Raw genomic sequence first — 21,141 nt, 5'->3', positions numbered from 1 at the left:
TTTAGAGCAGAGCACGTGAACAAGTATTTTCTATATTCAGCCATTATCGTATCCAATGGAGCGTTAGCCCAAGATAGTAACCAAACCATAGAAACTTCAGATGATATAGAACGTATTGAGGTGAAGCGCTTATGGCAGCCTTATCGAGGTAATGTCCCGCTGATACAAACACCGCAAGCAGTAGACAGAATTACCGGCGACACGTTGGACAAAGAGGGGATAACCCGCTTCATGGATGCCTTGGACTTTTCTCCAAGCGTGGTAAGACAAAATAACTCTGGCGGTATGTTTGACAGCTTTGCAATTCGTGGATTTTCAGGGGACGAGAATAATCCAACGGGCTACTTAGTTAACGGCTTTAACTCTCGCGGTTATAACGGCAACCGAAATACCGCCAACATTGAAACTATTGAGGTGATGAAAGGGCCTGGTTCATCGCTGTACGGTCAAGGTGAACCCGGTGGCACCGTTAATATCATCACCAAAAAACCACAATTTTACGAGCAAGGTTACATCAAGGGAACGTTAGGTAACTTTAATCAAAAGCAGGTCGAATTTGATCATACTAAAGGTTTGACAGATGATGTGGCCTACCGCATCAATGGCTTTTATGAGGATTCAGAGACACACCGTGATCATGTTGATGTTCAAAGCTTTAACTTGAGCCCATCATTGCTTTGGAATATCTCAGATGCCACCAGTATTAGCTATGAAATGGAGATTCTTGATCAGCGCAAACCATTAGAGCGTGGTGTCTATGTGCTTGATAATGATTTCGACTCTGTTGATACATCTGCTTTCTATGGTGATACTCGCGATGGTGATCATACTGTAAAGGCTTTAGGTCATCAGTTAGTGTTAAATCATCAACTTAGCAATAGTTGGCATATCCTTACTGGTTTAGCGTACCGTGATTCATCTTTTAAAGGTCAATCGTCAGATACAGAGCTCTCCGATGGTCGACAACTGGTGTACGAAGACCCGAATACGCTTTCAAGACAAAGACGTGAGCGTGACTATCAAGCGCAAGATTTCTCGGCGCGTTTTGAAGTTAGTGGTGATGTTGAACTCGCTGGGTTTACAAATAACCTATTGATTGGTTTAGATTATTATAACTTCCAATTAGATACTGATTATCGAGTGTGGCGCACCGCTTGGGGCTCTGGCGATCCGACTTACTCAATCGATCCCAATAGCCCAGACTACACGATGGATCGACCTGAAACCACACCGACAACTTTGACAGAGGAAGAGCAAAATGGCGTAGGCTTTTACGCTCAAGATCTGATTGAACTGACCGACAAGGCCAAGTTATTGCTCGGTTTTAGGGTCGATAAGTTCAACCAAGAAATTCTCAACAAATTAGATGATGAGTTTCAAGAGCAAGACCAAACAGAGGTTTCGTCGCGCTTCGGTTTTGTCTATGAACTGACTGACAGCATCAATGCATACACCAGTTATGCAGAAGGCTTTAGACCCAACCCAGGACTAGATTCCGACAGAAATCCGTTTGAGCCAGAGCAAACTAAATCGTTTGAAATCGGCCTTAAATGGCAAAATGTAGCCAACCGCTTCTCGGGTAGTCTAGCGCTGTATGATGCCAGCAAGACTAACATGTTGACCGCAGAGCCAGATACTGGCCTGTCAGCGACCTTAGGTGAAGTAGAGAGTCAGGGGGTTGAGTTTCAAATGACCACCTATCTGACATCTGATACCAGTATTGATGTGGCTTATGCTTATACAGATGCAAGAACAGCCAAAGATCTTATTGATAATGACTGGGGCGTGCCTATCCCCAAAGGCTCACGTCTTATCAACGTAGCCAAGCATGCAGGTCATGTTTCACTGAGGCATTTCACTGACATTATGGGCAAAGAAACCTACTTTGGCGCCACAGTGAACTATGTTGGTGATCGTCTAGGTGAAACAACCGATCCTGACTATATCCTGCCCGCTTATACCTTAGTCAACTTGTCAGCGACAATGGATTTAACCAGTAGATTTAGCGTGATGCTGGACGTAAATAACCTGTTTAATGAGAAGTACTTTGAAAGCTCCTACCATAAGCTCTGGACTATGCCGGGTGAGCCTTTGAATTTTACGGCCAGTGTTAAGTATCAATTCTAACTTTTAGGTTAATAGCTGCTTAGGCTTGCTAATACTGCCTCAGTTTGCTGTTTTCGCTGCTCATTGACACTAGTCAACTCCGCGGCGAAAACACCAAACTTCATTGTCTTAGCATCGCCAGCGACGCAATGATTTTAAGTAGCTACTTAGCCTCAGTAATACTGCATCAGCCGCAGTTTTTCGATACTCATTGACAACAGTCAACTCCGTGTCGAAAAACAGCGGCTTTTTTGTCTTACTTTCGGCAGTAACGCTATTTTTAAGCATATAGGTGCTAACTCCGCGGCGAAAACACCAAACTTCATTGTCTTAGCATCGCCAGCGACGCAATGATTTTAAGGAGCTACTTAGCCTCAGTAATACTGCGTCAGCTGCAGTTTTTCACTTCTCGAAATAGGGAGTTTGACAACAGTCAACTCCGTGTTGAAAAACAGCGGCTTTTTTGTCTTACTTTCGGCAGTAACGCTATTATTGATCGCAAGGAGTCAACTTGGCGGCAAAACACCAAACTTCATTGTCTTAGCATCGCCAGCGACGCAATGCGTTAAATCTAGTTAACTAGCATCAGCCGCTTTGTGGGGAGTTGGGATTAGCTAGCTATTGCTTGGGTTAGCGCACTCATTACATAAGCACTGCAGTTCAATCTGCGAGTTAAGCAGTTGAAAGTCGGCTTGTTCGATGCTCTCTTTAAGGGCCTCGATTACGCTAGTTTGTATGCCTTTTTCTGCCACTTTGCCGCAGCTTTTACAGATTAAAAATTGCGGGACTTGATGGGCATGGCTGCAAGTAATATGGGAGCAAGCCAAGTACTTGTTTTCAGATGACAGCTTATGCACTAAAGGGAGTGCACTTAAAATATCAAGCATACGGTACACCGACATGGGCGCGAGTGACTCATTATGGGTATCGCGGTAGATGTCGGCAATTTCATAGGCTGACAAAGGTTTGCTGGAATCAAGCAATACGCCTAACACATTGCGTCTTTTGGCTGTTAGCTTTACGCCATTGTCGCGACATATCTGTTCGGCTTTAACAAAAATAGCAGTGTTATCAGGGGTAGGCATAGTCCAATCTAGCAGCAAATCGATGTTGGCATTATTATTTCTTGTCGCGGCGCCATTGTAAATGATTAACAGTAAAACAAGCTGGTATCTTCTAATAATCCTGCTATTTTGCGGTGTTTAACGGCGATTAAGTTGAGTGACGAGCTGAAGCGCAGCGTTAATGCGTATTGCTTGGGGTCATAAGGTTTTGATGAAACGGCTCGCTAAGTCAATGATTTGTGACTTAGCGAGCTGAGTAGTTAATGCTGAAAAGCGTTGCTCAATTGGGCCTATTTAACAAAACCAATGAACAGGTAGGCCGCAAGAATTACAGCGACCCACAGCACCATATTGCCAGATGGGTAAGCACTAGAGATAAAGCTACCGCCGCCTTTCAGTTGTCGGGCAAAAAATTGTTGGCATTGGTCTAGTTTGCCCAGTACGGCTTGGCGTACGCTACCATCAACTTTCCAGATAACCGCAAACATCCGCTGCAAGGCATTAGGCACTAGACGGCGGTACACCCAGTCCACATCGAGGTGAGTTGAGCGCAATTCCGGTGGGTACATCCCTTTAAGGTTTAGCCATACAAATGCCAGTGCTGAGAACAACAATAATTGCGTTTGAGCCAGTACATGGGTCGCATCATATGGGTTGTAACCTGTGTCATATGGCAATAGCGAATACAGGGCTGCCGGATAGATACCAATACCTATACATAAACAGGCTGCAATGAACATTGCCAAGACCATGTTATTGGGTGGATCGTTGGCTCTGATCCCTGAGTCATGGGCAAAGAATGCAAAATAAGGGATCTTGATACCTGCATGGTGGAACACACCCGCAGAGGCAAATAGCAGCATCAACCAAACCCAATCATGACCATTTTCTATCGCGGCAGACATCACCATCGATTTACTCACAAAGCCACTAAACAGTGGGAAGGCCGAGATGGAGGCGGCGCCGACAATACATAAAATGGTGGTTTTAGGCATGGTTTTATACAGGCCGCCAAGATCTGAACCATTGATGCGCCCAGTCATATGTAACACTGCGCCCATACTCATAAACAACAAGCCTTTAAAGATCACGTCATTAAAGGCATGAGATACCGCGCCATTTAACGCTAGCGCTGTACCGATACCAATACCGACCACCATAAAGCCTACTTGGTTTATTAAACTATAAGCCAGTACTCGGCGTAAATCGTTTTCAATCACGGCAAAGAAGATAGGGAAGCAGGTCATGGCGGCCCCAATGTATACCAGCAAATCTGTTCCCGGATAGCCACGGGCTAAGGCATAAACCGCTACCTTAGTGGTAAAGGCGCTGAGTATTACTGTGCCGGTTGGCGTGGCTTCTGGATAGGCATCGGTAAGCCAAGTATGGGCGAATGGAAAGGCGCACTTGATACCAAATGCGATAAAGATGAGCCAGCCAGCAATGCCCTCTAGGCCGATAAAGTCAAACGCGACGCTGCCGGTTTCGGCAATATAAAATAGTGCCCCGACCAACAGAATCACCCCTGAGAGTACCTGCATGATCAGGTAGCGCATCCCGGCACTGTATGCTGCGGGGGTGCGGCGGGCCCAAATTAAAAATACTGAGGTAAAGGCGAGTAGTTCCCAGAATACAAACAGGGTAAGCAGATCACCCGCAAACACTGCACCAATAGCGCTACCTGCGTAAAGCATGGCTGCGACTTGTTGCACGGTATCTTTAACATGTAAAGAATACACAATGGCAATAAAGGCGGCGATATGGAATATGTAGCCAAACATCAGGCTCAATTTATCGGCGCGATAGGGAACCAATTGATAGTCTAAAAACATCAACTGTAGATGGATGCCTTCAGGGACGGTCCACAAATGCAACCCACTGATCACCGGAATCGCTACCATTAACGCACCACGCAGTTTTCCGCGTGTTGTAGCAGCAATTAGTCCGCCAATTAAAAACAGTACAAACGGCGGTAACTCAAGCATCCACATTGCGATCACCTATATTGTTATTGTTAGCTTCTTTGGCGTGGTCATGGCTGACGTCGACTATTTTAATCTTACTGTTATCAGGCTCTTCAACGGGGCCATAGTAATCTTCAGGGCGCATCAAAAAGGTGCGCATCCAGCTGGCAATCAATACCAAAATCACGCAGCCAATAAAGCCATAGATGGGGTAGAAAATAGGAAGGTTTTCCCAGCTATGGTACACGTGGCGGTGAATAACGAAATCCAGTACCACAAGCAATGCACAGCAGGCGTATAGAAGATATAAGATACGCTGGATATTCTTTGGTTTATCAAATAAGTACTGCTTCTCATTGTCCATGGCTGACTCCAGATACAGTCAAGATAGCTTTCGCCAATTCATAAAAGGGCTGTGGGTAGATGAACATAGTCAAGCAGCCTAGAGTGGTGATGGTTATTGCAATTAGTGACGACAGGGGCGCTTCTTTAATGCCGCCGCTAGCCTTTTGATACCCTTTCCCAGGGAAGAAGGCATGGTATGGGATCGGCAACAGATAGGCGATATTGAGTAATGAGCTCAACATTAAGGTCACCATAATGACCCAATAACCAGTTTCGACTGTGCCCATTAATAAGAACCATTTACTCCAAGTGCCGCCGGCTGGTGGCACGCCGATAATACTGAGGCTGGCGATGAAAAATGCCGCCATAGTGATTGGCATAGTAAAGCCTAAACCGCGTAATTCACTGACTTTAGATTTATGTGCAGCAACCAAAATAGCGCCAGCACAGAAGAATAGGGTGATTTTACCGAATGCGTGCGAAGCGATATGCATCGAGCTGCCAATGACCCCCGACGATGTGGCCAGCAGCGCACCTATGGTGATGTAGCCTAATTGACTGACGGTTGAGTAGGCTAATCTGGCTTTAAGGTTGTCTTGTTTCATTGCCACAATCGATGCCATCAGTACCGAAAATGCGGCTAAATAAAGCAAAAATTCGGTAGTTGGCAGTTGAGGCAGTAAATCTAATCCGAAAATAAAGATACAGACTTTAAGTACAGTAAATACCCCTGCTTTTACTACCGCAACGGCGTGTAGTAGTGCACTGACCGGTGTCGGCGCCACCATTGCCGCAGGCAACCAGCGATGAAATGGCATTATGGCTGCCTTACCAATACCAAAGATAAACAGTACCAAAATGGCCCCAGCCACAGTCGTGTCGACATTGGCATCAAATACGCCGCCCGGTGTGAAGTCTAGGCTGCCACCGACAAACCAAGTGAGAATAATGGCCAGTAGGAAAAAGGCAATGGAGGTACTCAATAAGATACCCAGATAGACCCGACCGCCCTGTTTCGCTTTGTCGGTGCCCGCGTGAGTCACCAATGGATAGGTTGAAAGGGTGAGCACTTCGTAGAAGATAAATAGGGTGAATAGGTTGGCCGAAAATGCCAGTGCCATTACCGCACTAATGGCTAACGCGAAGCAGATATAGAAACGGGTTTGATTTTGCTCGTTATGGCCACGCATATAGCCAATGGCATAAATGGTGGTGATTAACCAAAGGAAGCTGGCTATCAGTGCAAAAAGCATCCCTAGTGGTTCAATGACAAAGCTTATTTCTAAGCCGGGCATCAATGTCCACCACGACACAGCAATCGTCGCGCCCGCATTCAAGGCTTGGTAGAGGTTAACTACGCAGTAAAGCACCACCAAGCTGATACTGATAGTAACGGCTTCACGAAGGTTAGGTTTGTTTCCCGTTACCGCTATTGCCAAGGTTGCCACTAGCGGCAACAAAATAGTGAGCTGTAACATCAGCGTCAAAGAAAGATTCATGGGTTAATTCCAAACAAGCTTTGAGAAGCCGCCTGTGCGACCTGCACACTCAGACGAGTATCGATACCAAAATAGATATTGGCGATGACAAGTGCCCAAATAGGACCAAGGAATGTCCAAGGCGCCTCTTTCACCGCTTCACGCCCTGGCAGTGGTGGCTTAAAGTAAGCCGTTTCCACAATGCGCCAGATATAGACTATTGCTAGCAACGAGCCGAGTAGAATCAACACGGCTACTGGCCACATACCCGCTTCAACGCTGGCAATGAGTAGGTACCATTTACTGACAAAACCAACGGTTAATGGCACGCCAATTAGGCTCAATCCGCCAATCACAATGGCTGACATGGTTAAGGGCATTTGTCGGCCCAAGCCTTGGAATTGACTAAGCTGCACACTACCAATGCGGTACATCACCGCCCCTAATGCTAAAAATAGTGCGCCTTTCATCAAGGCGTGATTAAACAAGTGCAGCAAGCTCGCCATAACACCGGTACTGGTATTAATGGAGTAACCAATAATCATATAGCCCACTTGCGCGATACTTGAGTAGGCCAAAATATGTTTCACATTTTGCTGATAAATTGCGGTGATGGAGGCGGCAAATACCCCCACAAGCCCAAGCACCATCAGAATGCTTTGCAGTGGCAAGGTGGTGAACGAAAATGAAATGCCGAATACGGTAAAGGTGAAGCGTATGAGTAAGTACACCGCGACTTTGGTGGCGGTGGCCGCTAAAAACGCAGTCACGATTGAAGGCGCATAGGCATAAGCATTGGGCAGCCACAGGTGCAGTGGGAACAATGCCAGCTTTAAGCAGATACCAACAATCAGGAACGCAAACGCGGCAAACACAGTGCGAGTATGACCCACATCAACGAGCCGGGTAGCCAAGTCACTCATGTTGAGCGTACCGGTCATCTGATAGAGCATGCCGATACCAATGAGGATAAATGTGGCACCAATGGTTCCCATGATCAGGTATTGGTATGCGGCCCACAGTGCCCGTCGGTCTCGTCCGAGTGCAATCAAGGCATAAGCTGATAAGGAAGATATTTCTAAGAATACAAATACGTTGAACGCATCGCCGGTGGCCACAATACCGAACATACCGGTTAACGACAGTAGGTAGAGGCTATAAAACAGGGTATGGCGATCTTCGTCTAACTCTTTTTGTATGCTGGTGTTGGCAGCAAACAGCACCACAGTGCCTATCGTGGAGATGATAAGCAGCAAAAAGGCATTCAGCTTATCGATGCGATATTCAATTCCCCATGGTGCTTCCCAGCCACCAAGTTCATAGATAATCGTGCCAGACTTCATCACCTCCATCAGCAGCAAGATGCTGTTGACGCAGGTTGCTGCACTAACTATTAAGGCAAATATCCACACGAGTTTAGAGCGGTTTAAGAACCAGCATAACGGCGCTGCCATCAGTGGCAGCACAACTTGTAAAACAGGCAGGTGAGCTAACACTATGATTTGTCCTCGTTAAGCTGATCTTGTCTTTGGATCTCATCCTCTTCTACGCAGCCATAGGCTTCTTTGATTCTGATCGCCAGAGCCAGCCCTAATGCTGTGGTCGCTATGCCAACCACAATGGCGGTAAGAATTAGCACATGGGGTAGCGGGTTTGAGTAATCGCTAATTCCTTCTGCTAAAATCGGCGCACTGCCGCGCTCGACCATGCCTACACTGATATAGAAAATAAAGACCGAGGTTTGAAAAATAGTGAGTCCAACCAGCTTCTTAATTAAATTGCCGTGGGCGATAACGATATAAAAACCGATCATCATCAACAGCACCACAATCCAATAGTTATAGAGTCCGAGAAACATCTTGCTCCCCTTTTTGTTTAGCGTTGTGTAGCTGTGCTTGTCTGCGACCTTCAAAGTTGAAAAAGATGCTTAACATGACTGCGGCAACGGTAATACCTACGCCCAATTCAATCAGCAAAATCCCCAAGTGCTGTCCGGCAACTGCATCTTCAGCAAGCGCGTTGTAATCTAGGAAGTTAGCGCCATTGAGCATCGACACGACCCCGACACAGGCGTACAGCAATAGTCCCACCGCTGCGAGGATTTGGATCAGTGCTGGGTTAAATACCCGCTTAGCAGTATCTAAGCCAAATAGCATGGTGTAGAGAATAATGGCTGCCGCAAAGATGACACCTGCTTGGAAGCCGCCGCCTGGGCCAAAGTCGCCATGAAATTGCACATACAGGGCAAACAAAAGGATAAAGGGGATCAGCGCTTTACTGACAATGCGCAGTACCATGTGGCGCTCATGCATTTGCTCTTCTGTGGCTTCGTCTGTTTGGTATTTCTTGCGGCGTCTAGGAAGAGACAGCAATGAGAGCACACCAATACCAGCGGTAAAGATAACTGCAACTTCGCCTAAAGTATCGAAGGCACGGTAGCTACCTAATACTGCGGTCACAATGTTAGGCACGCCCACTTCTTGCATCGACTCATGAATATACCGCGGTGCTACATGCTGATGAACTGGCGCATCAACTGCACCAAAATACGGCATATCCATGGTGCCGTAGATCAGCATGCCGCCAGTAACCAGTACAACAAACAGTGCGAGGAAAGGTTTATGGCGTCTTGGCGCTTCTTTACGGCCGGTCATTGTGATGGCTGACAACATGAGTAAGCCTGAAATACCGGCACCTACTGATGCTTCGGTGAACGCGACATCCACGGCATCAAGTACCACAAAGAAACTGGCAGAGAGTAAACCATAAATGCCGGTTAACATGACGACCGCTAACAAATCTCTACTGCGTACAATCGCAATCGCGATCACGACCAGAAAGGTGAGCAGTACAATATCAACTAAAGCTTCGATGACGTGTTTCCTCCCTTATCTGCACGGCGGCCTTCTTTAGGCGATAAGCCGTTATGCAGCGCAGCTTTTGCTAACGCATGACTGGCTGAAGGATTGATAAACAAGGTGAAGACTAAAATCAAAATCAACTTTATCAGCACTAAACCGTCAGGGGTTTGTAGCATTAATCCTAAAAGTACTAAGCCAGCCCCTAAAGTGTCGGTGACACTGACCGCATGCATGCGAGTATAAAAATCTGGGAAGCGCAAAATGCCCACACCGCCTGACAGACAAAGAAAGCAACCGATGAGCAGGCATAAGCCGCTGCTTATATCGAGCAAGAGACTCATTTTTCACTCTCCTTGTTTGTGTGACTGTCGTAAGGGGTAACCTTAAACTCGGCCGAGTCAGAAAAGCGTAGGACGCCGATGACACTGATAAAGTTAATCAGCGCATACACAAGGGCGATATCGAGAAACTCTGGTCGACCCATTAAAAAGCCCAACACTGAGATCAAGAGTACCGTTTTGGTACCAAACATATTGAAAGCCAGTATCCGGTCGTAAAGTGTAGGGCCTACAATGCAGCGAATGATCGCGAGCAGCATAACGACAAGAATGGCAACGGTGGCAGCAGCTAACATTAGTTTTCTAGCTCTCTTACCCGGCTGTCCATCTCGCCGGTTTTTAGTGTGTCGATATCAGCCTTATCTAAGGCATGAACAGTGAGTTGATCATCTATTAAATCAATGGCGACAGTGCCGGGGGTTAAAGTGATGGAGTTGGCGTAGATCACTTTGCTTATGTCGGTGCACTGGCGGGTATCAATGGTTGTTAGGGTGGGGGAGATACCGCTATTACCTGACCAAATATGCTTAACAACACTGATATTAGATAGCACTACTTCTTTGGCTAACCAAACAATGTAGCTAGGCAGTTTGGCGGATAAGTGAATCGGCTGTGACTCTTGATCTATCACATCCATTTTTTGCGCGATATAGAGCACCAGCATGATGGATGCTGCACCTAATGAAAGTAACAGTGGATTACTGTAGTTGGAGTTAATCCACCAGAATAGCGCCAGAGTTAACAGTAGGCTGAGCTTATGGCTTGGAACAAAGCTGCGGTTATTTTTTTCAGTCATGTTAGTTAGTACTTTGTCTCATTTTAGGTTGTCGTTAAACCTAGCGTAACTGCATAAAAAGGCACTTTGGGTGCCGGCATGTTGAAGCTGTATTCATCCTAGTCTAGTTGCTTTTTGCGTTAGTTTTAACGCGACATTAGTCGGTTAATCATCTTGTTCACATGATGATTCAGCGGCTAATGCTTGATAAATTTGGTTATGTAAAAGCTGTAAAGAGTCAGTCGATGCTGGCATCTGTTCTAGTGTTCGATTGACGACATTTTCAACCAGTTGTTGTTGATCTTTATTTGTTGAAATACAAACATCTGCAGGTTGCTTTTTTGATGTTTGGTTACCGACACGGGTGCGGTAAGCCCTGTCTTGAAAGCCGCCAGAACTTTTTCTGACTTCATAATGGTGGCTGGTATTTAATGAGCCAGCGAGAAAACCTTGAATATAATAGGCGCATGGACTTGCAGATATATCTGCAGTCGAGTTTTTGAGTGACATACAAGATGAAAGTAACAGTTGCTCTTCATCTTGTGCGTTATTTGCCGTGGTTGAGAATGAAACTGGTAGAGTCAATGTTACTAGCACTAAGAGTCGAATGATCCCCATATAAACCCCTTGGTTTAATATTTTCTTATTCATCGATAAGTAATTAGCAGAACTTAGATTCATCATTGCTCATTGCAGTAAGTCTTTTGGTTTACGGTAAATTTTTATTACCTTTATTACCTTTATTACCTTTATTACCTTTATTACTTACTGGTATGTTTTGGCATTGCGCGCTGACTTTGCCTGTTTTAAGTGACGTTCCTTAGTGATAAGTGTAGTAAGGTATTGATATCCTTGCTACGTTTGTATCAGTAATACGCTTACTTAAATCAACATGAAATCAATGTGAAACCAACTTCTTTTGCTCCACTCATTTATTTATAACATAAATTATTTAAGTTTAAATACCAACCCAGAGTAAACTCGGATATTGTTTCGCTACATGACGGGAATTTCGAGTTGTACTATCAAACCCTTGTTAACCCACGTGCTGTAAGGCATTTTGATGTTTGTTTAAGTACCAAAGCGGCTGTGGGTTAAGTTTTCATTTATGTTAGGTTAAGCCTGTTTTAATTTAAGCTTAAGTTGTTTTTAAGTTTATTTTAAGTTTTGTTGTCGGGTTATTATCAAAATCAACTCGTTAGCGACTGCCTATTTTGACGCTAAAATAGATGTGAATTTAGCGGGTAAGGTTAGCTTAGATTGATAGTTTGCAATGCACAGTATTGCTAATCTATTCGGTTAAAATTGTCATGGTTAGCATCGTGTAAAACGCCGTTTATTATCACTTTTTAGCAGCGGAACAGTTTGTGTTTTGTGCGTTTTTTAGAGTACGTCTATCAATTGTTGCGGACATTGCGACTACTGCTAAACACTAAAATGAATGGTCAGCGAGCCAGCGGCTGTTTAAGCTATTTTCACTGATAGCTGCTTGGCTGACCATGCGGTTACCCATTGTCTGCCTACGCCATCATGTTGGGTATCGCAATGCATTTCAGCGGGCTTATAGGCCAAGGGGCCTGGCTGATAAAAACAATTAACTTTATGCGATATTGCTGCATGGCTATTTTACCCCATGTTTACTCATCACTATGACGACTTCGTACCGTGGAAAAAAGTGCAATTGATACTGGTTTAATGGGTTACGCCCATCACCTAAGGTTTAACGGTGTTAGCGGTATCTGTTTGTTATAGATTGAGTATACTGAGTTGTTATTCGCTACTAGGTTAGTTTCACCGGCAACATTATGTCTCAGAATCCAAATATCTACCTTAACGACCCCGACCCGCTTAGCGAGTTGTTGACCCGTTTAGACTTAAAAGCGGAAGTTTATGTCAACGGTGACTTCTGTGGATCTTGGGCGGTTGATACTGCGGGTAGTAAACGTATTCCATTTCATCTCATTGGATCCGGCAGCGCCTGGCTACATTTCGAAGGTAAAACCCCACAGCAGTTAACGACTCATGATTTGGTGGTATTTCCACATGATGCACACCATGTGATATCAAGCTCGGCTACGCGGCCAGCTCCAGCACTAGTTAATGCGCCAATAGAGCACGAGGGTGAAGCCACAAATATGCTGTGTGGCTTTTTTGAATTTGGCAATCCTGCCTTATTTCCGGTGCTGGCGGCATTGCCATCAGTGATAGTGCTTAAATCAGATAGTGAGCAAAAAGGGCAGCGAGTTGCTGGTTTGATTAGCCAAATGCTCAATGAATTGCAGCAGCGCCAGCCTGGATTTTATAGCGTCATCGACCAAATTGCGTTTTTGCTGTTTATTGAACTGCTGCGCCAGCAAATGGCCAGCGGTGAATTAGAAACAGGGTTACTTGGGGCATTATTTGATGCGCGTTTGGGCAAGGCGTTAAATGCGATTCACCAGGGGCCGGAAAAACCATGGACACTGTCGACCCTAGCGGAACAAGCGTTTATGAGTCGCTCGACGTTTGCTGAGATGTTTAGCAAAACTGTTGGTTTGTCACCAATGAAGTATTTAACGCTATGGCGTATGACTCAAGCTAGGCATATGCTGCAAACGACCCAGTTGTCGGTATCGCAGATCGCGCAGCAAAGTGGTTATGAATCAGAAGCGGCGTTTCGTAAAGCTTATCGAAATACTTTGGGTGAACCTCCGGGAGTTGTTCGGGCTCACAAAGCATAATATGGCGAGATTTAAGCTGTAAATATACAAACAGCGGCCAGTATAATACAGGTCGCTGTTTGATAATAAGGGATAGCAATCGTTATAGCTTGCTGGCAGCCACGTCTTTCACCTTAGGCCATTGCGCTTGTGCTTGGTTGATATGGGTTGGTACATCTTTCTTCCAAGCTTCATATACACTGAGGTTTTTGTTGACAAATAGTTTGCCGTCGACGATTTCAAAGGCTTTACCATCGATTTCAAACTTCTTACCAAAGGTCATGCCATAGGCGCAAAACCCACCATATTGCGGTGCGTATTTATCTGGATTTGCTACAAAGGTATCGCGGTTTTCGGCGCTACTAAAACGATAAATGGCGTCATTATAACTTGCAGTAAATTGCGGCAATCCTTCTACGGGCTTGTTTTCAGTAAAATAGGCGACCACATCATGGCCAGCCAGAATAACCCCATTAGCGTCAGTTTCAGTATCGACACCAGCATGGGAAAAAGTACTGATAGTGAGTGCGATAGCAGCAATCAGTGTTGTGGCTGATTTAGTCATCAATTTAGCGAAAGACATAATAAATTCTCTTGGTTTGGTTTAAGTGTTATTTAGTTTAGATAAGCGTATTAGTGGACGATATGGCCAAAAGTCAGCTTGTTATGTCTAAAAGTCCGGATGGTGATAAGCCAAGCTTTATCGGCTACTAAGAGCCAAGTGTCTAAGCTCAACTAGGTGTATTGTTTTTAAGCATTAGTTGCATCAAGGTGGATAAGGTCGCAAGCTAGCTCAATGAGTATCGATGCCCGGCTTTGCAGCGGGCGGCAGTCTGACTTAAGTGAAATCAAGGGATCAATACATGCAGCAAGAGTTTCCAATGACCGTCATCGCCGATGGCAACTTTTCAAAATTGCTTAACCCCCTATTAGCGCAATTGGAGATGTGGCTGAATTTTCAAGCGTTGAAAACCGACTGGTATGCCAATGAAGCGTGTGTTTTGACCTTTAGGTTTACCTTAGTCAATACGCTCGCAAGTCAAGCCGAACAGATAGCGGCGCCGAGTTGGGTACAGGAAGCGGGCGTTGCCTACCATCATGACAGCGACAAATTGGAGACGGTTGCGTTTATCGCTGTGGCAGATATAGTCCAGGCTGGGTCTGGGATTGAGCAAGCAATTAAAGATAGGTTGTTAACGGTAGCCAACGAGGTTGGGCGGCAACATGGGTTACAGAGCTTGTCTTAACCGCTGTATATCTTGGCTGAGATAGCAAGGTACCAACCTAGTTAGCCGCTAAAACCTAGACAAGAAAAAGGGGGATAGAAATGACGGCCTGCAGGGTAGCCATTTTCCATCCCCCATATACTACTCGCGATGCTGCAAAGCAGTAATTGTAGCGGGCTTCCTGCTATTGCTCAGGTCGCCCAGGTTCTCGCCTTTAAGCGATGTTGGTACTAACGTTCAAAGTTATGGAACATATCGATACCGAACGACTTACCAGTATCATGACAGGTTGCACAAGATTCCATTGTATCTTGCTTGTACCACTCACCCGTTACCGCTGGAACATTGTATTCACCACCATTTTGTTCCATATGGTTCTGAGCAGAAGCACTGTCGTGACAAGCAATACAGTTGGCCGTCACTGGGCTAGTCATTACACCAGCAACCCCTTCATTAAACGCTTTAGAAAGGATGTATTGGTTAGGGATATCAGCTAGGCTGACACCGTCAGCATGACAAGATACACAGTTATCACCATTTAAGCTTGCTGCTGAGTTCGCTTCTGGAGCTTTGTCACCTAACATGTTACCGCGACCCCAGTGCATGCTGTGAACCATTGGTCCATAACCTGGCGCTGAGTATGCTCCGCGACGATCTTGACCATTGTTATGACAAGCTACACAGTCCATACCGCCATTATTGTAAGCACCATTTTTGTGGAAGTTTGTCTCATTTGTGTGACAAGTCGTACAGCTGTCACTAGTCACAGATAAGCGACGCTCATAAGCCATAGCTGGCTCAAGTGTGTCGTAATCTACGGCATCAGAATATGCGGTAAATGAGATGCTATATTCACTGTCACTATCTACCCAGCCATCATAACTTAAGCCAATACGGGCAGAAGCCATAATTGCAGAGCTTTCAAAACCAGCATTCGTTACAGGGTAACAATGTGTACGACTACCATCGGCATTGTCAGTTTTGTACTCGCCATCAGTATGACCACCAAAACGACCTACGATTGATTCATCATAATAACCGTGTAGATATGCGCCTGCATATACAATGGGTTGTCCTGGGATATGAGCACCGCCATCTGGGTTATAAGAATCACCGATGTTAACCATTGTTTCGGTCTCACCAGTGACTTCATACAGCGACATAGTCGTACACCACTCACCTAAGTCGTTTTTAAATGGGTCAGTAGTTTCAGCTCTATAACCAACACGCATTGCTTGAAGTGTATCAAGACCTGATTTTTCAGCATGGAATGCACGCGCATCGAAACCATCAGAAGGAACAATTACCGCTGATTGACCTGTTCCGTGACAATCTGAACAGCCATTGCCCGCAATACTTGTATTGATTACAGGTTCAGCGTGACAGGTATAGCAGTTAGTTGGAGCAAAATCTTTTTCAAATTTTTGGTGATTAATATGACCCAGCTTTTGCATGGTGTTTTTAGCGTAGCCACCAGTGTCTAAAGAAGAACCATCTTCTGCAATATCGCGTGGTACGTTGTTGTGACACACCATACAACCGCCAACAAAATCAACTTCTCCGCTAGTGTTTAGTGCAACATATTTGGCATGTTTAATATCAGAAGTCGCATAGTCAACGTGACATGAATAGCAGGTTTCAGTCGTTGTGGTATGAATGCCTTCTGGTTTGTTAACAATAATGTAAGGCGAGTCAGCAATGGTTTCGCCGTCACCCACTTGTAAACGAGTTAACACTTCTGAATCAGCCTGAACCGAAGCGATTGGTGCAACAAGCTGATAATGGCCATCATCTAGCATAGTTAATGTAGCGCCTTCAGTAGGTGCATCACCTCCTACTGTTACGCTGCCACCGACTTCGCCGTCACGAGAGCGCTGAATACCGCTGTCTGTCTTAAGGGCTAAATAGACTGCTGCGTCTGTTAAGCCATTAATTAGATTGCCTTCTTCGTTAGTGATTTCAAACTCAAGAGTGACTTTACCTTCTTCAACTAGGTGAGAGATAAACTCAACATTAGTGACTTCGGAAGTTTCTACAACAGGCGAACCACCAGGTTCACCTGGCGCTCCTGGTTCACCTGGAGCACCGTCTTTACCATCTTCACCGTCACTACACCCCGCCATACCGATGGCGGCCACTAACGCCATCGCAAGTACTGATTTGTTATATGTTCTCATCATTTTTATCCCTTTATAGGTATTTTTCTGCAAATGCAGTAAATACAATATAGAAGAATTCAACAAAATCTGAACATATGTGTATAAAGTCTGTGACTGAAAATTAAAGATTCTGCCACCGAAATTTCGATAATTGAAAGTAATAATTGCAATTACTGAAATTTGGTTACCTAAATTAGTGAGCAGTTATGATGATTGGAGTAAATTGGTAACGATTTCGAATAGTATTTGTCTTCTTTCTTCATTATATCTTCTGTTTTTTTCTTGTTTTTCAATTATATAGTATTGTGGTGCGGTTAAGCCTTGATGCAACTTACTAAACTGTTCTTCAGCGAGAATCTCTGTTCTGAGTGTGGGAATATTGGTATAAAACTGCGCATCTAAAGCGGGGGTGAAGGCGACGCTACCCATTGTTAATAAATGGCTAATTAACTCTTCTCTGTTATTGACCTTGTCTACTTCAAGCAGATCGACACGCGCATTTTTACAATACATTTCCAGCGGGTCGACTCTATCGTTAAACCCCTTACTTTCGAGGTATGTGAATGGATGGTTCGCAATTGCTTCTAAGGTAATCGTGGTGTCATTATCCCATATTGGGTGATCTTTTTTGGCGGCCAAATAGAGCTTAGTATGGGTACCGATATACTCACAACTGAGCTCGGAAGATTGGCAGCTTTCTAATGCGATGCCAAAGTCGACCTCGCCATTGTGAATCCACTCTTGAGAATTGTGCACCCATTGCTGTAGGCGTATTTTTCCCAGTACGTCATTTTTAGGGTGTTGTTCAATGGCGATGGCTAGGCTAGTCATAATATTTTTGGCCACAGCAATATTGATAACGGGCACGGTATCGGAGGCAGGTTCATATTGAGCGACTTGCTCTAATTGACTAATGGTTTGATATACATCGCAAATAGGTTTGTAGAGCATTTCTGCTAGCGGTGTTGGTTTTAGGCCTTGTTGTCGACGGTAAAATAACTCGTCGTCAAATGTGGCTCGAAGCGACGCTAAACAGCGGCTGACCTTAGGTGCGGAGACTTGCAGCTCATTGGCGGTGTTATTGGCATAGCCATTCTCGTAAAGCACTTTGAATACAATTAGGCTAAAAACATCTAGGTCGGATATTTTCTTTAAAGACTTGCTCAGCATAATGAAAACTCAAAGTTAATTAGGAATACCATGGATTATGTATAACACATAGATATCTAATATAGAGCGGTTAACGGTGTGAATTGTAAATTTTGCTGAAAATTGTTGGCAGTAGATCACATCATATGCTGCGATGTTGATCTAGGCAATTTGGCCTTAGATAAGTTAGTGATTCAGTGTTAAAAGTGCTTACATTTGTATCATCATTCTCGCTGTTTAGTGCACTTTTATTTGCTTAAATTGATATCACCAGCCTTCAACGCCAGCCATATCAGGTAGTTGGTGTGCTATGCCTTTGTGACAATCAATACAGGTTTTTTCTCCTGATGCTAAGTGAGTTGAGTGCATTGCGGCAGCGCGTTCAGATTGGGCGGTGAAGTCCATGTAGTCAAACTCATGGCAGTTTCTACATTCTAACGAGTTATTCGCTTTTAAGCGGTTCCATTCGTGTTGCGCCAGTTGCCGACGTTTAGCCTCAAATTTCTCTGGTGTGTTAATCGAACCGACTAAATGTGCCCAAATCTCTTTGGATGCCTGCATTTTTCGGGCAATTTTGTCGGTCCATTTATGGGGGACATGGCAATCATGACAGGTTGCTCTAACGCCACTGCGGTTAGAGTAGTGAATAGTCGGCTGCATCTCTTGATAGACGTTTTGGTGGCAGCTACTGCAAAACTCTTCGGTACTGGACATCTCTAGCGCAGTGTTAAATGCCCCCCAGAAAATGATCCCCGCAATAAAACCGCCTATAACCAAAAAACCTAAGCTGTAGTGAACACTTGGTTTGTTTATGACCTGCCATATTGTGTTAAGCAGCGCTTTGAGTTTTTGCATAACAGTCGATCCCGCCTTCAATAGCATTGTGATTATCTTGTCAGCCTGAGAATGCATTCATTTCCATCGCCGCCGAAAGCACCAGTTTTAACGATTGGTACAGCTATACAATAGCGATTAAAAATCGATTTGGATCACTTTTATTAGTATTTGATGAATTAATTGCTCGTTGACGGGATTTGAGTGGCGAGATTAGCGCTTGGCGTTTCCCTATTTTGCGTAGTCTGCTTGTTCGTCAACTGTGTCGTTTTATTTAGGTAAAGTTAAGCTGATGTTGACTAGCCTAAGCAATATTTGATCTGTGTCGCTAATATCAAGATTCGCTAAAGTTTGCGCTTGTTTAGGTCGCTTTGAGTGCATAGGCTGGCGGGCACAAACTGAAGTGGCATGTCAGCTTTATGTCCTGCTTCAAGTCAACAACAGTTCTAGATGTTACCTGACAACATGACCGAGAAAACGAGTACCGATGAATGATTTTATAGCCAGTGACAATGTCTCATCGTACACGGTGGCGGCTTTATTGCACCAGTGGGGCATAGCCCCAAGAGTAAAAGATGCTGTGCAAGTTGATTTCTCATTTGAACGTTATCAATTTAGCTGCGTAGTGAAAGAGCAGATGTTGATATTGCACTTTGGCGATGTGATTTTTAAGCAGCAAGAGCCAATTGTGTTAGACGTTATTCAGGCTGAACTGGGCTTTATCAACAAACGTTTGGATAATAGCTTTGTTTGTTTGAGTGCTTTTCAGACCAAAAAGCATGAGGTGGGCGTTGAGTTTAGCTATGGTTTGCCCATAGTTAACTGTTTAGTGGTTGATCACTTGCACTTTAGCTTGAAGTACTTTCTCAATGGTTGTGTCGATGTGCTTAAGGCGCTTAGTGTGCAAGGCTATAGCACGCTGGTTAACTACCTGCTTGATGATAACGAGTTAACCCAGTCCAAGCCATCAATGGCTGAGTCATTCACTTCTGTCGCTGAATTCCCTGGCAGTGAAACTACAGGCACTGAAACTACAGGTACTGAAATTACAGGTTCTGCTTCAGTTAGCCCAACCCATAGTAATACATTAGCTCCTCATTCAGTTGCGGCGCAGCCTAGCGTAACTAAGCGGGGGCGCTGTTTTAGCTGTGATGGCCTAGGAGCCTATTCAAACGGCTGTTGCTGCTCAATATGCCATGGCTCTGGGGTGAGTCCTGAATATGCCGCGAGAATAGGAGCAAGAGCGCAAACTAGGACGCAGGCTAAGCAGCAAGGCATCGAGGTGCCAAAGGGCAAGCTTGTTTCACCACACAAGTCTGTTATGGGTCATGCTTCTGCCAAGGGGCAATTGAGTGCTTACGCTGCTTGTTACACTGGTAGCCATGTAGCAGCTGAGCATGCTGGCAATACAGAAAGTTGGTATGAAGAGAGCGCCATGCAGGACAGTAATTTGAGTGACTATAGCGCTGAAATGGGCCATGACGGCGATGATTTTTAAGTCTGCACGGCGGGGGAAATAGGCAACCGTGTTTAATTACGAACTTAAAAGGCTGCTGGTTAAGGTATAATAACGGCTAGATAGTTACTGCTAATTACGAGCGTTTATGATCACTTTTACCACCAACTACGGCGATATTGAGATAGAGCTCGATATGCAAACGGCGCCGGTAAGCTGTAAGAACTTTTTGCGTTATTGCCGCGAAGGCTTTTATGAAGGCACGATTTTCCATCGAGTCATTAAAGGGTTTATGGTGCAAGGCGGTGGGTTCGATGCCGACATGCAAGAATTACCTACCCATGCTGCTATTGTTAACGAGGCCAATCGCGGTTTAAAGAACATTAAAGGCACCATTGCCATGGCTCGCACCGACGCGCCACATTCCGCAACGGCACAGTTTTTTATCAACCTTGAAAATAATGACTTTTTGGATCATCGGGCAACCACTAATGCCGGTTGGGGTTACGCTGTATTTGGCGCTGTGACCGCCGGAATGGATGTGGTGAAGAAGATAGAACGGGTTCGAACCACATCAATACTAGGTCATGATGATGTGCCCCGAGAGCCTATCATTATTGAGAAAGTTAGCGTAAATATGGATTAAATGTGGTGATGGTTAGTGCTGCAGATATTTATCGGCAGCAC

20 protein-coding genes are annotated in these 21,141 nt (G+C 44.9%); 5 read left to right on the top strand and 15 right to left on the bottom strand.

What is annotated here, in order from left to right; all coding sequences use genetic code 11:
• Window positions 1-15 precede the first annotated feature (15 nt).
• Entirely contained in the window at window positions 16-2,127 is a 2,112-nt protein-coding gene (locus tag L865_RS0100655; RefSeq protein WP_028771452.1) for a TonB-dependent siderophore receptor, read from the top strand.
• A gap of 593 nt (window positions 2,128-2,720) precedes the next feature.
• On the opposite strand, the gene L865_RS0100645 is transcribed toward L865_RS0100655, so the two are convergent.
• The 11 genes from L865_RS0100645 to L865_RS0100595 form a co-directional block, all read right to left on the bottom strand.
• A complete protein-coding gene (locus L865_RS0100645) occupies window positions 2,721-3,191 on the bottom strand; it encodes a Fur family transcriptional regulator (protein WP_028771451.1) in 471 nt (156 codons plus the stop codon).
• Between the two features lie 269 nt (window positions 3,192-3,460).
• On the bottom strand, window positions 3,461-5,161 hold the full coding sequence (locus tag L865_RS0100640; protein ID WP_028771450.1) for a Na(+)/H(+) antiporter subunit D: 1,701 nt from the start codon (window positions 5,159-5,161) through the stop codon (window positions 3,461-3,463).
• Window positions 5,148-5,498 carry a hypothetical protein gene (locus tag L865_RS22780; RefSeq protein ID WP_037470256.1) on the bottom strand — a complete coding sequence of 117 codons (351 nt, stop codon included), beginning with the start codon at window positions 5,496-5,498 and terminating at the stop codon, window positions 5,148-5,150. Before L865_RS22780 ends, L865_RS0100640 begins: the two co-directional genes overlap by 14 nt.
• Window positions 5,488-6,978 (bottom strand): monovalent cation/H+ antiporter subunit D family protein, encoded by a 1,491-nt coding sequence (locus L865_RS0100630; protein WP_028771449.1) that lies wholly within the window; start codon window positions 6,976-6,978, stop codon window positions 5,488-5,490. The genes L865_RS22780 and L865_RS0100630 overlap by 11 nt, the downstream gene beginning before the upstream one ends.
• A complete protein-coding gene (locus tag L865_RS0100625; protein ID WP_028771448.1) occupies window positions 6,975-8,453 on the bottom strand; it encodes a monovalent cation/H+ antiporter subunit D family protein in 1,479 nt (492 codons plus the stop codon). The genes L865_RS0100630 and L865_RS0100625 overlap by 4 nt, the downstream gene beginning before the upstream one ends.
• Window positions 8,453-8,815: a cation:proton antiporter subunit C gene (locus tag L865_RS0100620; protein WP_028771447.1), complete on the bottom strand. Its 363-nt coding sequence runs from the start codon at window positions 8,813-8,815 to the stop codon at window positions 8,453-8,455. Before L865_RS0100620 ends, L865_RS0100625 begins: the two co-directional genes overlap by 1 nt.
• Window positions 8,796-9,788, bottom strand: a complete 993-nt coding sequence (locus tag L865_RS22775; protein ID WP_372847088.1) for a Na(+)/H(+) antiporter subunit B — start codon at window positions 9,786-9,788, stop codon at window positions 8,796-8,798. Before L865_RS22775 ends, L865_RS0100620 begins: the two co-directional genes overlap by 20 nt.
• A 29-nt stretch (window positions 9,789-9,817) precedes the next feature.
• A complete protein-coding gene (gene mnhG / locus L865_RS0100610; protein ID WP_028771446.1) occupies window positions 9,818-10,159 on the bottom strand; it encodes a monovalent cation/H(+) antiporter subunit G in 342 nt (113 codons plus the stop codon).
• Window positions 10,156-10,452, bottom strand: coding sequence for an MrpF/PhaF family protein (locus L865_RS0100605; protein WP_028771445.1), 297 nt, complete (start codon window positions 10,450-10,452; stop codon window positions 10,156-10,158). Before L865_RS0100605 ends, mnhG begins: the two co-directional genes overlap by 4 nt.
• Window positions 10,452-10,952 carry a Na+/H+ antiporter subunit E gene (locus L865_RS0100600; protein WP_028771444.1) on the bottom strand — a complete coding sequence of 167 codons (501 nt, stop codon included), beginning with the start codon at window positions 10,950-10,952 and terminating at the stop codon, window positions 10,452-10,454. Before L865_RS0100600 ends, L865_RS0100605 begins: the two co-directional genes overlap by 1 nt.
• A gap of 144 nt (window positions 10,953-11,096) precedes the next feature.
• On the bottom strand, window positions 11,097-11,612 hold the full coding sequence (locus L865_RS0100595) for a hypothetical protein (RefSeq protein WP_245608368.1): 516 nt from the start codon (window positions 11,610-11,612) through the stop codon (window positions 11,097-11,099).
• Between the two features lie 1,124 nt (window positions 11,613-12,736).
• Here L865_RS0100595 and L865_RS0100585 point away from each other — a divergent pair.
• Window positions 12,737-13,651 (top strand): AraC family transcriptional regulator, encoded by a 915-nt coding sequence (locus tag L865_RS0100585; protein ID WP_028771442.1) that lies wholly within the window; start codon window positions 12,737-12,739, stop codon window positions 13,649-13,651.
• Window positions 13,652-13,733: 82 nt separating this feature from the next.
• Here L865_RS0100585 and L865_RS0100580 read toward each other — a convergent pair whose 3' ends face one another.
• Window positions 13,734-14,213 carry a YHS domain-containing (seleno)protein gene (locus L865_RS0100580; RefSeq protein ID WP_245608367.1) on the bottom strand — a complete coding sequence of 160 codons (480 nt, stop codon included), beginning with the start codon at window positions 14,211-14,213 and terminating at the stop codon, window positions 13,734-13,736.
• 280 nt (window positions 14,214-14,493) lie between these two features.
• Here L865_RS0100580 and L865_RS0100575 point away from each other — a divergent pair, with 280 nt between their 5' ends.
• Window positions 14,494-14,877, top strand: a complete 384-nt coding sequence (locus L865_RS0100575) for a hypothetical protein (protein ID WP_028771440.1) — start codon at window positions 14,494-14,496, stop codon at window positions 14,875-14,877.
• A gap of 209 nt (window positions 14,878-15,086) precedes the next feature.
• Here L865_RS0100575 and L865_RS0100570 read toward each other — a convergent pair whose 3' ends face one another.
• The 3 genes from L865_RS0100570 to L865_RS0100560 all read right to left on the bottom strand — a co-directional run bounded on the left by L865_RS0100570 (window position 15,087) and on the right by L865_RS0100560 (window position 19,019).
• Window positions 15,087-17,036 carry a multiheme c-type cytochrome gene (locus L865_RS0100570; protein WP_342666120.1) on the bottom strand — a complete coding sequence of 650 codons (1,950 nt, stop codon included), beginning with the start codon at window positions 17,034-17,036 and terminating at the stop codon, window positions 15,087-15,089.
• A 183-nt stretch (window positions 17,037-17,219) separates the two neighbouring features.
• Window positions 17,220-18,185: a LysR substrate-binding domain-containing protein gene (locus tag L865_RS0100565; protein WP_028771438.1), complete on the bottom strand. Its 966-nt coding sequence runs from the start codon at window positions 18,183-18,185 to the stop codon at window positions 17,220-17,222.
• Between the two features lie 246 nt (window positions 18,186-18,431).
• The gene (locus L865_RS0100560; protein WP_028771437.1) at window positions 18,432-19,019 is read right to left on the bottom strand and encodes a NapC/NirT family cytochrome c; all 588 of its coding nucleotides are present in this window, start codon (window positions 19,017-19,019) and stop codon (window positions 18,432-18,434) included.
• A gap of 466 nt (window positions 19,020-19,485) precedes the next feature.
• Here L865_RS0100560 and L865_RS0100555 point away from each other — a divergent pair, with 466 nt between their 5' ends.
• The gene (locus L865_RS0100555; protein ID WP_028771436.1) at window positions 19,486-20,496 is read left to right on the top strand and encodes a DnaJ-like cysteine-rich domain-containing protein; all 1,011 of its coding nucleotides are present in this window, start codon (window positions 19,486-19,488) and stop codon (window positions 20,494-20,496) included.
• A 106-nt stretch (window positions 20,497-20,602) separates the two neighbouring features.
• Entirely contained in the window at window positions 20,603-21,100 is a 498-nt protein-coding gene (locus tag L865_RS0100550) for a peptidylprolyl isomerase (protein WP_028771435.1), read from the top strand.
• The last annotated feature ends 41 nt before the right edge of the window (window positions 21,101-21,141 follow it).

Origin of the sequence: Shewanella waksmanii ATCC BAA-643 (genome assembly GCF_000518805.1) — a bacterium.
Taxonomy (GTDB): Bacteria; Pseudomonadota; Gammaproteobacteria; order Enterobacterales; family Shewanellaceae; genus Shewanella; species Shewanella waksmanii.
This window is presented reverse-complemented; position numbering and strand designations above follow the sequence as displayed.

Coding starts and splice junctions, on each gene's coding strand:
- L865_RS0100585 (WP_028771442.1), top strand. CDS start 12,737: ATGTCTCAGAATCCAAATATCTACCTTAACGACCCCGACCCGCTTAGC.
- L865_RS0100565 (WP_028771438.1), bottom strand. CDS start 18,185: ATGCTGAGCAAGTCTTTAAAGAAAATATCCGACCTAGATGTTTTTAGC.
- L865_RS0100560 (WP_028771437.1), bottom strand. CDS start 19,019: ATGCAAAAACTCAAAGCGCTGCTTAACACAATATGGCAGGTCATAAAC.
- L865_RS0100620 (WP_028771447.1), bottom strand. CDS start 8,815: ATGTTTCTCGGACTCTATAACTATTGGATTGTGGTGCTGTTGATGATG.
- L865_RS0100630 (WP_028771449.1), bottom strand. CDS start 6,978: ATGAATCTTTCTTTGACGCTGATGTTACAGCTCACTATTTTGTTGCCG.
- L865_RS0100575 (WP_028771440.1), top strand. CDS start 14,494: ATGCAGCAAGAGTTTCCAATGACCGTCATCGCCGATGGCAACTTTTCA.
- L865_RS0100550 (WP_028771435.1), top strand. CDS start 20,603: ATGATCACTTTTACCACCAACTACGGCGATATTGAGATAGAGCTCGAT.
- L865_RS0100645 (WP_028771451.1), bottom strand. CDS start 3,191: ATGCCTACCCCTGATAACACTGCTATTTTTGTTAAAGCCGAACAGATA.
- mnhG (WP_028771446.1), bottom strand. CDS start 10,159: ATGAGTCTCTTGCTCGATATAAGCAGCGGCTTATGCCTGCTCATCGGT.
- L865_RS0100570 (WP_342666120.1), bottom strand. CDS start 17,036: ATGATGAGAACATATAACAAATCAGTACTTGCGATGGCGTTAGTGGCC.
- L865_RS0100640 (WP_028771450.1), bottom strand. CDS start 5,161: ATGTGGATGCTTGAGTTACCGCCGTTTGTACTGTTTTTAATTGGCGGA.
- L865_RS0100555 (WP_028771436.1), top strand. CDS start 19,486: ATGAATGATTTTATAGCCAGTGACAATGTCTCATCGTACACGGTGGCG.
- L865_RS0100600 (WP_028771444.1), bottom strand. CDS start 10,952: ATGACTGAAAAAAATAACCGCAGCTTTGTTCCAAGCCATAAGCTCAGC.
- L865_RS0100605 (WP_028771445.1), bottom strand. CDS start 10,452: ATGTTAGCTGCTGCCACCGTTGCCATTCTTGTCGTTATGCTGCTCGCG.
- L865_RS0100595 (WP_245608368.1), bottom strand. CDS start 11,612: ATGAATCTAAGTTCTGCTAATTACTTATCGATGAATAAGAAAATATTA.
- L865_RS0100580 (WP_245608367.1), bottom strand. CDS start 14,213: ATGTCTTTCGCTAAATTGATGACTAAATCAGCCACAACACTGATTGCT.
- L865_RS22780 (WP_037470256.1), bottom strand. CDS start 5,498: ATGGACAATGAGAAGCAGTACTTATTTGATAAACCAAAGAATATCCAG.